The sequence below is a fragment of the Streptomyces sp. NPDC047043 genome (assembly GCF_040644055.1).
GTDB lineage: Bacteria > Actinomycetota > Actinomycetes > Streptomycetales > Streptomycetaceae > Streptomyces.
The window spans coordinates 43,292-58,651 of record NZ_JBEYVO010000023.1; the positions used below are offsets into that span (position 1 = coordinate 43,292).

The 15,360-nt window shown below is 70.4% G+C and carries 14 protein-coding genes; 10 read left to right on the forward strand and 4 right to left on the reverse strand.

All coding sequences use genetic code 11. The features are described 5' to 3' along the window. The first annotated feature begins 101 nt into the window (after window positions 1-101). Genes ABZ880_RS32485 through ABZ880_RS32500 form a run of 4 tightly spaced genes read left to right on the forward strand, consistent with a single transcriptional unit; the run spans window position 102 to window position 3,140 of the window. Complete coding sequence (locus ABZ880_RS32485) at window positions 102-506, forward strand: MazG nucleotide pyrophosphohydrolase domain-containing protein (RefSeq protein WP_361270111.1); 405 nt, start codon at window positions 102-104, stop codon at window positions 504-506. Window positions 507-564: 58 nt separating this feature from the next. Continuing rightward, the gene (miaB, locus tag ABZ880_RS32490) at window positions 565-2,079 is read left to right on the forward strand and encodes a tRNA (N6-isopentenyl adenosine(37)-C2)-methylthiotransferase MiaB (RefSeq protein WP_361270113.1); all 1,515 of its coding nucleotides are present in this window, start codon (window positions 565-567) and stop codon (window positions 2,077-2,079) included. 46 nt (window positions 2,080-2,125) lie between these two features. Further along, a complete protein-coding gene (locus ABZ880_RS32495) occupies window positions 2,126-2,416 on the forward strand; it encodes a hypothetical protein (RefSeq protein ID WP_361270116.1) in 291 nt (96 codons plus the stop codon). Window positions 2,417-2,426: 10 nt separating this feature from the next. Beyond that, window positions 2,427-3,140: a class III extradiol dioxygenase subunit B-like domain-containing protein gene (locus ABZ880_RS32500; RefSeq protein ID WP_361270119.1), complete on the forward strand. Its 714-nt coding sequence runs from the start codon at window positions 2,427-2,429 to the stop codon at window positions 3,138-3,140. A 102-nt stretch (window positions 3,141-3,242) separates the two neighbouring features. On the opposite strand, the gene ABZ880_RS32505 is transcribed toward ABZ880_RS32500, so the two are convergent. Continuing rightward, complete coding sequence (locus ABZ880_RS32505; protein ID WP_361270122.1) at window positions 3,243-3,515, reverse strand: antitoxin; 273 nt, start codon at window positions 3,513-3,515, stop codon at window positions 3,243-3,245. A gap of 55 nt (window positions 3,516-3,570) precedes the next feature. Beyond that, window positions 3,571-3,849, reverse strand: coding sequence for a hypothetical protein (locus ABZ880_RS32510; protein ID WP_361270125.1), 279 nt, complete (start codon window positions 3,847-3,849; stop codon window positions 3,571-3,573). A 183-nt stretch (window positions 3,850-4,032) separates the two neighbouring features. Here ABZ880_RS32510 and miaA point away from each other — a divergent pair, with 183 nt between their 5' ends. The 6 genes from miaA to hflX all read left to right on the forward strand — a co-directional run bounded on the left by miaA (window position 4,033) and on the right by hflX (window position 12,377). Then, a complete protein-coding gene (gene miaA, locus ABZ880_RS32515; RefSeq protein WP_361270127.1) occupies window positions 4,033-4,971 on the forward strand; it encodes a tRNA (adenosine(37)-N6)-dimethylallyltransferase MiaA in 939 nt (312 codons plus the stop codon). Window positions 4,972-5,078: 107 nt separating this feature from the next. Further along, window positions 5,079-5,582: a hypothetical protein gene (locus tag ABZ880_RS32520; RefSeq protein ID WP_361270458.1), complete on the forward strand. Its 504-nt coding sequence runs from the start codon at window positions 5,079-5,081 to the stop codon at window positions 5,580-5,582. A 111-nt stretch (window positions 5,583-5,693) separates the two neighbouring features. Further along, the gene (dapF, locus tag ABZ880_RS32525) at window positions 5,694-6,560 is read left to right on the forward strand and encodes a diaminopimelate epimerase (RefSeq protein WP_361270130.1); all 867 of its coding nucleotides are present in this window, start codon (window positions 5,694-5,696) and stop codon (window positions 6,558-6,560) included. Between the two features lie 299 nt (window positions 6,561-6,859). After that, entirely contained in the window at window positions 6,860-8,998 is a 2,139-nt protein-coding gene (locus ABZ880_RS32530; RefSeq protein WP_361270133.1) for an HD domain-containing protein, read from the forward strand. A 134-nt stretch (window positions 8,999-9,132) separates the two neighbouring features. Next, window positions 9,133-10,746, forward strand: coding sequence for a M1 family metallopeptidase (locus ABZ880_RS32535; protein ID WP_361270135.1), 1,614 nt, complete (start codon window positions 9,133-9,135; stop codon window positions 10,744-10,746). A 137-nt stretch (window positions 10,747-10,883) separates the two neighbouring features. Beyond that, a complete protein-coding gene (hflX, locus tag ABZ880_RS32540) occupies window positions 10,884-12,377 on the forward strand; it encodes a GTPase HflX (protein ID WP_361270138.1) in 1,494 nt (497 codons plus the stop codon). A 76-nt stretch (window positions 12,378-12,453) separates the two neighbouring features. Here hflX and ABZ880_RS32545 read toward each other — a convergent pair whose 3' ends face one another. Together ABZ880_RS32545 and ABZ880_RS32550 are read right to left on the reverse strand one after the other, a co-directional pair. Further along, on the reverse strand, window positions 12,454-13,659 hold the full coding sequence (locus tag ABZ880_RS32545) for a hypothetical protein (RefSeq protein ID WP_361270141.1): 1,206 nt from the start codon (window positions 13,657-13,659) through the stop codon (window positions 12,454-12,456). 178 nt (window positions 13,660-13,837) lie between these two features. After that, window positions 13,838-15,070: a hypothetical protein gene (locus ABZ880_RS32550; protein ID WP_361270144.1), complete on the reverse strand. Its 1,233-nt coding sequence runs from the start codon at window positions 15,068-15,070 to the stop codon at window positions 13,838-13,840. Window positions 15,071-15,360 lie beyond the last annotated feature (290 nt).

Sequence of the window (15,360 nt, forward strand, 5' to 3'; positions counted from 1 at the left end):
GATCCTGCCAGCCGGTGCGCGGTGCTGACCAGGGCAGGGATCACAAGACGATCACGACCGGGCGGGACGGCACTGTCAGTGGTGATCGCTAGAGTCGCCGTATGAGCTCTTCGCCCGCCGACCTGGTCCGCGAATTCCATCTCGCCATGGGGCTCGACGCCCGCAGTACGCCCACCGAGGTCTCTCCCCGCATGGCCGCCCACCGGGGCGAGCTGCTCGCCGAGGAGGCCGCGGAGGTCGCCGAGGTCTCCGTGACCGGCCCCCTCGACAGGCTCGCGCACGAACTGGCCGACGTGGTCTACGTGGCGTACGGCACGGCTCTCGTCCACGGCGTGGACCTGGACGCCGTGATCGCCGAGATCCACCGCTCCAACATGACCAAGCTGGGCCCGGACGGCCGGGTCGCCCGCAGAGCCGACGGCAAGGTCCTCAAGGGCGAGCACTACGAGGCGCCGGACGTGTCGGCGGTGCTGCGCCGCCAGGGATGGGCGCCGGACAGCGCGTGAGCACCAGGTTGTCCACAGGGCGGCCGGGGGCACTTTCGGCACCGCCTACTCTTGTCACATGAGCAGCATCGACCGGAGCCAGGCAGTGGGCGTGAAGACCTACGAAGTCCGTACCTACGGGTGCCAGATGAACGTCCACGATTCCGAGCGATTGTCCGGGCTGCTCGAAGAGGCCGGGTACGTGCGCGCGCCCGAGGGGTCGGACGGGGACGCGGACGTCGTCGTCTTCAACACCTGCGCCGTCCGGGAGAACGCCGACAACCGGCTGTACGGCAACCTGGGCCGCCTCGCCCCTATGAAGACGAAGCGCCCCGGCATGCAGATCGCGGTCGGCGGCTGTCTCGCGCAGAAGGACCAGGACACCATCGTGAAGAAGGCGCCCTGGGTGGACGTCGTCTTCGGCACGCACAACATCGGCAAGCTGCCGGTCCTGCTGGAACGCGCGCGCGTGCAGGAAGAGGCCCAGGTCGAGATCGCCGAGTCCCTGGAGGCATTCCCCTCCACCCTGCCGACGCGGCGCGAGAGCGCGTACGCGGCGTGGGTGTCGATCTCGGTCGGCTGCAACAACACCTGCACCTTCTGCATCGTCCCGGCCCTGCGCGGCAAGGAGAAGGACCGCCGCACCGGCGACATCCTGGCCGAGATCGAGGCCCTGGTCGGCGAGGGCGTCTCCGAGATCACGCTGCTCGGCCAGAACGTCAACGCGTACGGCTCCGACATCGGCGACCGCGAGGCCTTCAGCAAGCTGCTGCGGGCCTGCGGCACGATCGAGGGTCTGGAGCGTGTCCGCTTCACCTCCCCGCACCCGCGCGACTTCACGGACGACGTGATCGCGGCGATGGCGGAGACCCCGAACGTGATGCCGCAGCTGCACATGCCCCTGCAGTCCGGCTCGGACACGGTCCTGAAGGCGATGCGCCGCTCCTACCGCCAGGAGCGCTACCTGGGGATCATCGAGAAGGTGCGGGCCGCCATCCCGCACGCGGCGATCACCACCGACATCATCGTGGGCTTCCCCGGCGAGACCGAGGAGGACTTCGAGCAGACCCTGCACGTCGTCCGCGAGGCCCGGTTCGCCCAGGCCTTCACCTTCCAGTACTCCAAGCGGCCCGGTACCCCGGCCGCCACCATGGAGAACCAGATCCCCAAGGAGGTCGTCCAGGCGCGCTACGAGCGTCTCGTCGCCCTCCAGGAGGAGATCTCCTGGGAGGAGAACAAGAGGCAGGTCGGCCGCACCCTGGAGCTCATGGTCGCCGAGGGCGAGGGCCGCAAGGACGGCGCCACCCACCGCCTCTCCGGCCGCGCCCCCGACAACCGCCTGGTCCACTTCACCAAGCCGGAGCAGGAGGTACGCCCCGGCGACGTCGTCACGGTCGAGATCACCTACGCCGCCCCGCACCACCTCCTCGCCGAGGGCGCCGTTCTCGACGTGCGCCGGACGCGCGCGGGCGACGCCTGGGAGAAGCGCAACGCGGCGGAGGCGGCGAAGCCGGCGGGCGTGATGCTCGGTCTGCCGAAGATCGGCGTACCGGAGCCGCTGCCGGTCGCGACGGGCGGCTGCGCGGCGCACTGAGATCACGTCATACTCCTCCCGTCGATCGGACGGCGGGGGGCGGGACATGGCGCGCTGGGTGGTTGTCGTGCAGTTCGGTAGCGGAGACCAGTACAAGGTCGACGAGGCGGCGCACTTCGACGGGACCCTGGAGCAGGCCCGCGCCCGCCTGTACGAGATCGCCTGCACCCACCGTCCGCGCATGGCCCTGCGCCAACAGCGCCGCCAGGTCTACCGGATCGGGGACGGGGACGCGTACTACGCGAACATCGAAGGCGTGATGTCGACGCTTCGCGTGCTGTACCGGCTGGCCGAACTCGCGTGGAGCACCGATCCCGTGCCCGACCCGCGGCAGTAGGCTGCCGATCATGCTTGTCGCCGCTGCCGTCTGCCCCTGCCCGCCGCTTCTCGTGCCCGAGCTCGCCGCGGGTGCCGCGCCCGAGCTGGACACCGCACGTGCCGCCTGCACGGACGCGCTGGGTGTGCTCGCCGCGGCCCGGCCCGACCGGCTCGTGGTCCTCGGACCCGCCGAGCGGAGCGGGCGCGGCACGCACCCCGAGGGCACGCCGGGTTCCTTCCGCGGTTTCGGCGTGGATGTCGACGTACGGCTGGGCGGAGCGACGGGCGAGGCGTCCGGGCGTGAACTTCCGCCGTCCCTCGCCGTGGCCGCGTGGCTGCTCGAGCGCACCGGATGGTCGGACGCCCCGATCGAGGGAATCGGTGTGGGGGAACCGCTCGAGGCCGAGCGGTGTATCGAAGTCGGAAGGGAAATCGCCGCCCGGGCCGAGCGGGTGGTGCTGCTGGTGATGGGCGACGCCAGCGCCTGCCGCACGCTCAAGGCTCCCGGCTACCTCGACGAGCGCGCGGCACCCTTCGACGCGGAGGTCGCGCGTGCGCTGGGGACGGCGGACGTGGCGGCCCTCAAGGCGCTGGACACCGAGCTGGCGTACGAACTGAAGGCATCGGGCCGAGCCCCCTGGCAGGTCCTCGCCGGCGCGGCCGAGGGCGCGGACCTCGCCGGCGCGCTGCTGTACGAGGACGCGCCGTACGGCGTGGGGTACGTGGTCGCGACCTGGTCCTAGAGCTGTTCAGGGAGCCGGCGCCGTAGACCCGACGGGCCGGCGAAACGGCGGACGGCCGTGAGCCCTCGGGCCCCGCGGCCGTCCGTCGATGTGCCGTCGCGTTCAGGAAACCGGCGGCGTCGGAGTGTCCCGCGGCACGGTCCTGCCGCCGCTCGCGCCCTTGTCGCCCCTGTGCGCGAGTCGGTCCATGGCGTCCCTGGCCTTGCCGGTCCCCGTCCGGATCCTGTTGCTGTACTTGCCCTTGGTCTTCTCGTCGACGACCTTCGCGGCCCTGTCGAGACCATGCGTGATCTTGCCCCCGTGCTGCTGCGCGAGGCCCGAGACCTTGTCCTTGGCCGGGGAGAGCTTGTGCTTCAGATTGTCCAGGAGACCCATGGTCCACCTTCCCTTGCGCGCGGGCGCGCCCTTCAGGCCCGCTCGCGCGGGGCGGTCACGTGCGGGCGCCCTCGCCGGCCTCGGTGTCGGCCGCCTCCCCGGCGGACTGCTGCTTGGGGATCTCGACGTCCTCGCCGGAGGCGGCCTCGTCGGCCTCCGTCGTGGCCGGCGACTCGGTCTCGGCCCGGTCAGTGGCCTCGGTCCCGGCCGACCCCTTCGTCTCTGCCGCCTCATCCGCCTCGGATTCGGCCGTCTGTGTACCGGCCTGCGGCTCGGCGGTTGACGCCTCCTCCGTAGCCTTCGACCTCCGCAGAAGTCGTGCGAAAACGCCCATATCCACTCCATACGCTACTCGTGCGGGCGAAATCCCGCGTCGTCCGGTGCGTCCGTTTGCGTGCACCAGGTGGCCGCCGCCCGAAAACCGGCGGCGAGAACCTCGCAACGGGCAACGACCCCAGCCCCGCTTCGTCACGTAACTCGTTCGAGGAGACCCTCCGGGGTTTGCGAGACTGGTGCGGTGAGCAGCGCACCCCCCGCCCCCCGAGTCATCGCCGTCGTCGGACCGACCGCGGCAGGAAAGTCCGATCTGGGCGTATTTCTCGCCCGGCAGCTCGGCGGCGAGGTCGTCAACGCCGACTCCATGCAGCTCTACCGGGGGATGGACATCGGCACCGCCAAGCTGACGCCCGAGGAGCGCGGCGGCATTCCGCACCACCTCCTGGACATCTGGGACGTGACCGTCACCGCATCCGTCGCCGAGTACCAGAAGCTGGCCCGCGCCAGGATCGATGCCCTGCTCGCCGAAGGCCGCTGGCCGATCCTGGTCGGCGGCTCCGGGCTCTACGTCCGCGGCGCCGTCGACAACCTGGAGTTCCCCGGCACCGACCCCGAGGTCAGGGCCCGGCTGGAGGAGGAGCTCACCCTGCGCGGCTCCGGTGCGCTGCACGCGCGCCTGGCCGCCGCCGACCCCGAGGCCGCGCTCGCGATCCTGCCCAGCAACGGCCGCCGTATCGTCAGGGCCCTCGAAGTGATCGAGATCACCGGCAAGCCCTTCACCGCCAACCTCCCCGGCCATGACTCGGTCTACGACACCGTCCAGATCGGCGTCGACGTGGCACGCCCCGAGCTCGACGAGCGCATCGCACGCCGCGTGGACCGGATGTGGGACGCGGGGCTCGTGGACGAAGTGAGCGCACTGGAGGCGCAGGGCCTGCGCGAGGGGCGTACGGCCTCCCGCGCACTGGGGTACCAGCAGGTGCTCGCGGCGCTCGCGGGGGAGTGCACGCTCGACGAGGCGCGGGCCGAGACCGTACGCGCCACCAAGCGCTTCGCGCGCCGCCAGGATTCCTGGTTCAGGCGGGACCCCCGGGTGCACTGGCTCAGTGGGGCTGCGGCGGATCTCACAGAACTTCCGCACCTCGCACTGGCGTTGGTCGAACGACCGGTTACAGCCTGATCACGTCATGGCATCGGGACGCTCCGGCCGCCATCCGGGCCTCCGGCGCCGTGCCATCATCGAGCTTCGATCGACCAGTGAAGTCCTAGTTGGGAGGGCGCGTGGCGATGGAGGCCGGCCCTCGCGACACCGCACAAGGCACCGAGCCCGTCACCGTGGACAGCGGTGAACCGGAGCAGGACGGGGACCGTCTGAGCCCCGACGGGCCCGACGACACGCAGGGCGGAGTGACCGCCGACGGCCCCGAGCCCGAGGAGATGTTCGCGGGCGGGCCCGAGGTCGAGGTGGAGCTGCGCCCGCAGCGCAGGCTGCGCATCTGGCAGCTCGCTCCCATCGTCGCCCTGGCCGCGGTCGGATCCCTGATGTTCGCCTTCCCGCTCGCCTTCGACTTCGGCGACAGCGGGGCCGTGATCGCCATGCTGGGGCTGCTGATCTGCTCCTGCGCGGCCGGCTGGGGCATGATGGCCGCCCGCAGGGTCGGCTACACCTGGCCGGGCCTGCCACAGCGCGGCTCCGGACGCAGAGCGGACTGGCGGGTCGTCGTGGCCTACGTCGTCCTGGTCGCGGCAGTGGTCGTGCTGGCGGTGTGGCGCGTAGCCAGACTGCGCTGAAACACCCCTGGAAGGGGCGCGGGGCGGTATCGATGTGCGGCTCCGTCGCGCGGTCGCGACCAGTCACGACGGCACTGCAGCCGAAGAACGACGGTCGCCTACCATCGAGGAATGACCCGCATCGCCTTCCTCAAGGGCCACGGCACGGAGAACGACTTCGTGATCGTCCCGGACCCCGAGAACGCCGTCGACCTGCCCCCGGCCGCCGTCGCCGCCCTGTGCGACCGCCGCGCGGGCATCGGCGGCGACGGTCTGCTGCACGTGGTGCGCTCCGCCGCGCACCCCGAGGCGAAGGACATGGCGGCCGAGGCGGAGTGGTTCATGGACTACCGCAACGGCGACGGCTCGATCGCGGAGATGTGCGGCAACGGCGTACGCGTCTTCGCGCGCTACCTCCAGCACGCCGGCCACATCACCGAGGGCGACCTCGCCGTGGCCACACGCGGGGGCGTGAAGACCGTGCACCTCGCCAAGAACGGCGAAATCACGGTGGGCATGGGCAAGGCACGGCTCCCCGAAGGGGACGTCACGGTGAGCGTCGGCGAGCGCAGCTGGCCCGCGCGGAACGTGAACATGGGCAACCCGCACGCGGTGGCCTTCGTGGAGGACCTTGCGCACGCCGGCAACCTGTACTCCCCGCCGCCCTTCAGCCCGGCCTCCGCCTACCCGGACGGGGTCAACGTGGAGTTCGTCGTCGACCGGGGCCCCCGTCACGTCGCCCTGCGCGTGCACGAGCGCGGCTCCGGCGAGACCCGCTCGTGCGGCACGGGCGCGTGCGCCGTCGCCGTGGCCGCCGCCCGCCGTGACGGTGCCGACCCCGCCGTCACCGGAACCCCGGCGACGTACACCGTCGATGTGCCCGGCGGAACCCTGGTGATCACCGAACGGCCCGACGGCGAGATCGAGATGACGGGTCCCGCGGTGATCGTCGCCGAAGGCGAGATCGAGAACGAGTGGCTGGAAACATTCGTTCGCTGAACACCGGGGCGGCTTGGGATCCGAGGCTCGTGTGCCGGGTGGTGCACAAGGGGAACTCCGGGGCGCCGACGCCGGGTTCGAAACCACGGCCGACGGCATGTCAGATGGCGTGAAACCGTAAACCTACAAACCTTCGCTCGAATGGGTGATCCGTTTCACGCTCGCCGAGAGGCGGTCAGCCGCACGTGATGGGCTCGGTAGCATCAAGCACCGGCCCGGACGGGGGACCGTTGCCATCCCCCTGTGCCGTGTCCGCCCTGGGGCACCCCGTCCGCCGGTCCACGCAGCCGGAGGTGCCCATGAGTGCGGAGGCCACTAACCCCGCGACCCCAGGTCCGGTAACAGGCCCGGCGGCGCGCTGGCGGGCGCGGATCGACCTGCGCCGCCTCGGCCGCGCCGCCCTGCTCGGCCCCGCCACCCGTGACCGGCTGCCCAGCGCCATCAGCCATGTCGTCGACGCGCACCGGGCCCATTACCCCGGCGCCGACCTCGAAATCCTGCGCCGTGCCTATGTGCTGGCCGAGTCCTCGCACCGCGGCCAGATGCGCAAGAGCGGTGAGCCGTACATCACACATCCGCTCGCCGTGACCCTGATCCTCGCCGAACTCGGCGCCGAGACCACGACATTGACGGCCTCGCTGCTCCACGACACCGTCGAGGACACGGACGTGACGCTCGATCAGGTCGGCGAGGAGTTCGGGGCGGAGGTCAGCTATCTCGTCGACGGCGTGACGAAGCTGGAGAAGGTCGACTACGGCGCCGCCGCCGAGCCCGAGACCTTCCGCAAGATGCTCGTCGCCAGTGGCCGTGACGTGCGCGTCATGTCGATCAAACTCGCCGACCGGCTGCACAACATGCGCACCCTCGGCGTCATGCGCCCCGAGAAACAGGCGCGCATCGCCAAGGTCACCCGCGACGTCCTCATCCCGCTGGCCGAACGGCTCGGTGTCCAGGCACTCAAGACCGAACTGGAGGACCTCGTCTTCGCGATCCTCCACCCCGAAGAGTACGAACACACACGGGAGTTGATCGTCGACAACGCCTCGCGCCCGGACGACCCCCTCGCCGACATCGCCGACGAGGTGCGGACGGTCCTGCGCGACGCCGACATTCCGGCCGAAGTGGTCATCCGGCCACGGCACTTCGTCTCCGTCCACCGCGTGGCCCGCAAGCGCGGTCAGCTGCGCGGCTCCGACTTCGGCCGTCTCCTGGTGCTGGTGAACGAGGACGCGGACTGTTACGGCGTCCTGGGCGAACTGCACACCTGTATGACGCCCGTCGTCTCGGAGTTCAAGGACTTCATCGCCGTCCCCAAGTTCAACCTGTACCAGTCGCTGCACACCGCGGTCGCCCGCGCGGACGGCCAGGTCGCCGAAGTCCTCATCCGTACGCACCAGATGCACAAGGTCGCCGAGGCCGGGGTCATCGCGCTCGGCAATCCCTACGCTCCTCCTTCGGAGGAGCAGTCGGCGGCCGACGGCGAGCGCGTCGACCCCACCCGCCCCGGCTGGCTCTCCCGCCTCCTCGACTGGCAGGAGGCCGCGCCCGACCCCGACACCTTCTGGTCCACGCTCCGCGAGGATCTGGCCCAGGACCGCGAGATCACCGTCTTCCGCCCCGACGGCGGCACGCTCGGCCTGCCCGAGGGCGCCACATGCGTCGACGCCGCGTACGCCCAGTACGGCGAGGACGCGCACGCGTGCATCGGCGCCCGCGTCAACGGCCGCCTGGCGACGCTGAGTACGGTCCTGAGGGACGGCGACACCGTCCAGCTCCTCATGGGCCAGGACCCGGCCTCGGAGCCGTCCAGGGAGTGGCTGGAGCACGCGCACACGCCCGCCGCCCGCATCGCCATCCAACGCTGGCTCGCCGCGCACCCGACGCAGGGCGGAGAGCGGGAGGGAGCGGAGGCCCAGGAGGACTCGCCGACGATCGAGGGGCAGACCTCGACGCCGCTCCGGCCGAGCGCCGAAATGTCGACCACCCGCCCGGCGAACGACGTCATCGTCGACCAGCCGGGGGCGACCGTACGGCTCGCGGGCTGCTGTACGCCCGTACCGCCCGACGAGGTGACCGGATTCGCCGTCCGCGGCGGTGTGGTCACCGTCCACCGCGTCGAGTGCGCCGCCGTGGAGCGCATGAAGAGCGGGGGGCGCGCGGAGGTCGACGTGCGCTGGGGCGACACCACCGAGTGCCGGGTCACGCTGCTCGCCGAATCGTTCGTCCGCCCCCACCTGCTGGCGGACCTGACGGAGGCCATGGCCCTCGAAGGCGCCGAGATCGTGTCCGCGACGGTCGAACCCCCGACCCAGCAGCGCGTCCGCCACACCTACACCCTCCAACTCCCGGACGCGGCCCACCTGCCCGCCCTGATGCGGGCGATGCGGAACGTGCCGGGTGTGTACGACGTGAGCAGGGCGCAGACGCCGGGGGCGTGAACGGGGTGCAGTGGGGGCCGCGGGGTGCGCCCAAGAGCCGTACAGAGCCCGCCCGCCCCACCCCACCGACCCGTTCGGGTGGGCCGAAAGCGAGTCGTCGCCGTGCTGCGCGCGTGCGCTGATAGCCGTGATCCATGCTGCTGACCTTCCGCGCCCGGGCCACCCGCACCGGCTCGTACCGCCCCCGCCCCGGCACCTCGGCCCGGCGGCCCGGAGCCCAACCCGGAACGCCCCGCCGCCACAAGGCGACCGCGCTCCTCGCCTCGGCCGTCTCCGTCTGCCTGCTCGCCGCCGGCGCCCCGGTCGCCCCGGCGGGCGTCGGTGACCGCCTCTTCCCGAACCTCGGCAACCCCGGATACGACGTGCAGTCGTACGACCTCTCGTTCACCTATCCCGGCACCAACAGCAAGCCGCTCAAGGCCGTCACGACCATGCGCGCCTGGACGACCTCGACCCTGGACCACCTCAACCTCGACTTCGCGCACGGCAAGGTCGAGTCGGTCGAGGTCAACGGAGAGCCGGCCAAGTTCGCCGACGCTGGTGAAGATCTCGTCGTCACGCCCGACAAGCCGCTGCCGGCGGGCAGTTGGACGCGGATCACCGTGCGGCACACCAGCGACCCCATGTCGGCCGAGGGGGAGGACGGCGGCTGGGTGCGCACCGACGACGGCCTCGCCATGGCCAACCAGGCCGACGCCGCGCATCTGGTGTTCCCGTGCAACGACCACCCCTCCGACAAGGCGATGTTCACCATCCGGGTCACCGCCCCCAACGGCTACACCGTGGTCGCCAACGGTGTGCCGACCGACAAGGAACGGGCCGGCAAAACGACCACCTGGACGTACCGCACTCGGCACCCCATGGCCACCGAGCTCGCCCAGGTGTCCATCGGCCGCTCCAGCGTGCTGCACCGGGAGGGGCCGCACGGCCTGGACGTACGCGACGTCGTGCCCGCCAAGGACCGCAAAGAGCTCGAACCGTGGCTCGCCAAGACGCCCGACCAGATCGCGTGGATGGAGAGCAAGGTCGGCAGGTACCCCTTCGAGACGTACGGCGTGCTCATGGCCGAGGCGTCCACCGGCTTCGAACTCGAGACGCAGACGCTCTCCCTCTTCGAGAAGGGGCTGTTCGCCGAGCCCCTCTACCCCAAGTGGTACGTCGAGTCGATCATGGTCCACGAGCTGTCCCACCAGTGGTTCGGCGACAGCGTCAGCCCGCGCACCTGGTCCGACCTGTGGCTCAACGAAGGGCACGCCACCTGGTACGAGGCCCTGTACGCGGAGGAGAAGGCGAACAAGCCCATGGAGAAGCGCATGAAGGCCGCGTACGGCGCCTCCGACGGCTGGCGCGCTGCCGGGGGACCGCCGGCCAGGCCCAAGGCGCCCGCTCCCGGCCAGAAGATCAGCATCTTCCGGCCGAACGTCTACGACGGTGCCGCGCTCGTGCTCTACGCCCTGCGCCAGGAGATCGGCAGCCCCGCCTTCGAGCGCCTGGAGAGGGCCTGGGTGACCGTCCACCGCGACGGCACTGCCACCACCGCCGACTTCGAACGACTCGCCTCCGAGATCTCCGGACGCGACCTGAGCGGCTTCTTCAAGGGCTGGCTCTACGGTGAGAAGACCCCGCCCATGCCCGGCCACCCGGACTGGAAGCAGACGGCACCGGATGCGAAGCACGGGAAGAACACCAAGGCCGCCGGGACCGGCAAGGCTTCGAAGACCGCGAAGACCGCGAAGGCCGGGAAATAAGGCGGTGACGAGACGTCCCGTACCGTGCGACCATCGTGAGGTCGGCGCGGCACGGGACACGGGAATCTCCCGGGGTGCTCGTGCGTTGAACGCAGTGACGAGCGCCGAATCGGCATCCCCAACGACGTAAGGACCCAATGACCTCCTCTTCATCCCCTTCCCAGGACACGCAGCGCTTCGCGTACACCTACCCCGAAGGTCTTCGGGCCGATGCCCTGATGGAAGAGGACGTCGCCTGGAGCCACGAGATCGACGGAGAGCGGGACGGCGAGCAGTTCGACCGCTCCGAGCGCGCGGCCCTGCGCCGCGTGGCGGGCCTCTCCACCGAGCTCGAGGACGTCACCGAGGTCGAGTACCGCCAGCTCCGCCTGGAGCGGGTGGTGCTCGTCGGCGTCTGGACCTCGGGGACCGTGCAGGACTCGGAGAACTCCCTCGCGGAGCTCGCCGCCCTCGCGGAGACCGCGGGTGCGCTCGTGCTCGACGGCGTGATCCAGCGCCGCGACAAGCCCGACGCGGCCACCTACATCGGTTCCGGCAAGGCCACCGAGCTCAGGGACATCGTCCTGGAGACCGGCGCCGACACCGTGATCTGCGACGGTGAGCTCAGCCCGGGCCAGCTCATCCACCTCGAAGACGTCGTCAAGGTCAAGGTCATCGACCGTACGGCCCTGATCCTCGACATCTTCGCCCAGCACGCCAAGTCCCGGGAGGGCAAGGCGCAGGTCGCGCTCGCGCAGATGCAGTACATGCTGCCGAGGCTGCGTGGCTGGGGTCAGTCGCTGTCCCGGCAGATGGGCGGCGGCAAGGGCGGCGGCCTCGCCACCCGTGGTCCCGGTGAGACCAAGATCGAGACGGACCGGCGTCGGATCCGCGAGAAGATGGCGAAGATGCGCCGGGAGATCGCGGATATGAAGACCGGCCGCGAGATCAAGCGCCAGGAGCGCAAGCGCAACAAGGTGCCGTCCGTCGCCATCGCGGGCTACACCAACGCCGGCAAGTCCTCCCTGCTCAACCGCCTGACCGGCGCCGGTGTCCTGGTCGAGAACGCCCTGTTCGCGACCCTGGACCCGACCGTCCGCCGGGCGGAGACCCCGAGCGGCCGCCTGTACACGCTGGCCGACACCGTCGGCTTTGTACGGCACCTGCCGCACCACCTGGTCGAGGCGTTCCGCTCCACCATGGAGGAGGTCGGCGAGTCCGACCTGATCCTGCACGTGGTGGACGGCTCGCACCCGAACCCGGAGGAGCAGCTGGCCGCCGTACGCGAGGTGGTCCGGGACGTCGGCGCCACCGGCGTGCCCGAGATCGTCGTGATCAACAAGGCGGACGCGGCCGACCCGCTGACACTGCAGCGGCTCATGCGGATCGAGAAGCGCTCCATCGCCGTCTCGGCGCGCACGGGCCAGGGCATCACGGAACTGCTCGCGCTCATCGACAACGAGCTGCCCAGGCCGTCCGTCGAGATCGAGGCGCTCGTGCCGTACACACACGGCAAGCTCGTCGCCCGCGCCCACGACGAGGGCGAGGTGATCTCCGAGGAGCACACCCCGGAGGGCACCCTGCTCAAGGTCCGGGTGCACGAGGAACTGGCCGCGGACCTCGCGCCGTACGTTCCGGCACCGGCCGCCTGAGCCGGATCGAGCGGTCGTGGCACAGGCCGAAGGCCCGCCCCTGTCGCAGGGAGCGGGCCTTCGGCATCGGTACGGCTCACTGACCGCCGTACGTCTTGCTCATGTTCTCGTAGAGCGCCTCGGCGTTCCTGCCGAGCTGCGGGCCGGCGAGCCAGGTGTTGTCGGACGGGCCGATCGAGGTGTTCGACACCAGCTCGGTCTTGCCGTTGACCACGCGGAACCAGCCCCCGCCGGACGAACCGCCGGTCATCGTGCAGCCGATGCGGTACATCGTCGGCAGCGAGGTGCTCAGCGAGAGCCGGCCGGGCCGGTCGATGCACTTGAACATCTTCAGACCGTTGTACGGCGGAGCCGCCGGGTACCCCCAGGCGCCCATCTTGGCGACCTCGGTCGCGGACGGGGCGGAGAAGTCGACGTCGAGCGCCGCACCGACCGTCTCCTCGAGGGACTTGGAGCCCTGCTCCGGCTTCACGTGCAGGATGGCGTAGTCGTACGCGGCACCCGCGCCGCCCGTCTCCGAACCGCCCTGGATCCACTGGCTGGAGGTCGAGGCCCAGTTCGCCCACCACTGGCCGTACGGAGCGATCTGCGAGCTGCTCGCGCTGCTCAGCTGGGACTCCGACTTGCCGAGGTCGTTGTAGGCCGGGACGAAGGCGATGTTGCGGTACCAGCCGCCGTTCTGACCGGCGTGCACGCAGTGGCCCGCCGTCCACACCAGGTTCGACTTGCCCGGGTGGTTCACGTCCTTGATGACCGTGCCCGAGCACACCATCGAGCCCTCGGGGGAGTCGAAGAAGACCTTGCCGACCGGGGCCGCGTAGTTGTGGTACGGCGTCTTCTCGGCCGTCGCCTCGACGGGGGCCGGATCCGGGTCGCTGACGCCCTGGTCGGCGGCCGCGTCCTTCGTCGAGACCGTCTTGTTGGCCTCCTTCGCGGACTTCATCCGCTCCGGCTTCCACAGGCCCTTGATCACCGGGTTGACGAAGTCCTTGGCCTCACTGAGCCACTTGTCCTTGTCCCAGTCCTGCCAGCCGCCGTTCGCCCACTTGTCGACATCGATGCCGTGCTCCTTGAGCTTGCTCGCGATGTCGGCCGGGATCTTGACCTTGCCGGCGCCGGTGTCGGCGGCCTGCGAGGTCGTGGAGTCGGGCTCGGCACCCGCCTTGGTGTCGTCCGAGTTGCAGGCGGTGGCGGTGAGCGCCAGGGCTGCGACCAGGCCGGTGGCGACGAGTGCGGTGCGCCGCCCGCGCCGGGATGCTGCGGGCGTACGTATGGAACGCATGGTGCGTTGACCCCCGTTGAAGCGTTGCATGTCGTGTTCTTGTCAGCTTTGCGTGGCTTCCGTGCGGGACCCGCCCGGAAGCGACACCCCACTATGCCCGTGGAGTTGAGGGTGAACGGGGACGGGACGGTGAAGGTTTCTGTGAGGCGTCCCGTCCCCGCCTGTGTCTACTTGCCGGTCACCGGCCGGCGAACTTCTTGCTCACCGAGTCGTACACGCCCTTGGCCACGTCACCCAGCCGCGGCCCGGCCAGCCAGCCCGAACTCACCGGGCCGATCGAGGTGTTGGACACCAGCGTCGGCTTGCCGTCGGAGCCCGTCTCGACCCAGCCGCCGCCCGACGAACCGCCGGTCATGGTGCAGCCGATGCGGTACATCGTCGGGTCCGAGGCGTTGATCGACAGCCGACCCGGCTTGTCCGTGCACTGGTAGAGCTTCTGGCCGTCGAACGGCGCGGCGGCCGGGTAGCCGGTCGCGGTGATGCCGGCAACCTTCGGCACGGCCGGGGCGTTGAAGTTCACCGGCAGTGCCGAACCGACGGTCTCCTCCAGTGACTTGCCGTTGCCACCCTTCTCCGGCGTCACATGGATGACGGCGTAGTCGTACGAGGCACCGTTGCCGCCCGTCTCGCCGCCCTGCTCGATCCACTGGTCCGAGGTCTGCGCCCAGTCACCCCACCAGACGCCGTACGGAGCGACTTCCTCCCGCGTGGCGTTCTGCAACTGGGCGGCCGTCTTGCCCGAGTCGTTGTACGACGGCACGAAGGCGATGTTGCGGTACCAGCCGCCGTTCTTGCCGGCGTGCACGCAGTGGCCCGCCGTCCACACCAGGTTGGACTTGCCCGGATGGGCCGGGTCCTCCACGACCGTCGCCGAGCAGACCATCGTGCCCTCGGGGGAGTCGAAGAACACCTTGCCGGCCGTCGCCGCGTTGGCGTGATACGTAGGCGCCACGGCCTTCGCGTCCACCGGCGCCGGCGTCGGGTCGGTCACGCCCTGGTCACCCGAGAGGTCGTTGTCGTCGACGCCCTTGTCCGGGTCGTCGGCGTCCCGCATCCGGTCCGGGTTCCACAGGCCCTTGATGATCGGGTTGATGAAGTCGTCGGCCTCGCGCAGCCAGTCGTCCTTGTCCCAGTTCTTCCAGGCGCCGTTCTTCCACTTGTCGATGTCGATCCCGTGCTCTTTGAGCTTGTCCCTGATGTCGTCCGGGATCTTGATCTTGCCGTCGCCGCTGCTCCCGGTGTCGGTCGCGGCGGCGGAGGCCTGGCCGTCCGCCTTGGTGTCGCCCGAGTTGCAGGCGGTGGCGGTGAGCGCCAGTGCGGAGCCGAGGGCAACGGCGGCAAGTACGGGGGAGGTTCTGCGGCGCGCCCCCCTTTCCCGGCGGACACTGAACGACGGCCTTGTGGATCGCATGGTCTGACTCCCCCTGAGGTGAACTCAACGAACTGGGCGCTGCGGTGCCTTGAACTCGGTGCTCCGGTGCCTTGGAACGGCATCACACACTATGCGCTCGCTGTGGGGGACGCCCGACGGAACAGCAACGGTTCGGCTACAGCAAGGATCTTGAGACAACCCGTAACCCGGTGAGCGATGGGTGGTTGGTAGCGATGGGGGGCCTGCTGTCCGTGTGCGGCCCCCGGCGGGAGGACAGGGAGCCGTGGCCGAGTCTGCATGCGGGGGGAGCACGTCCGAGGGAACTGCCG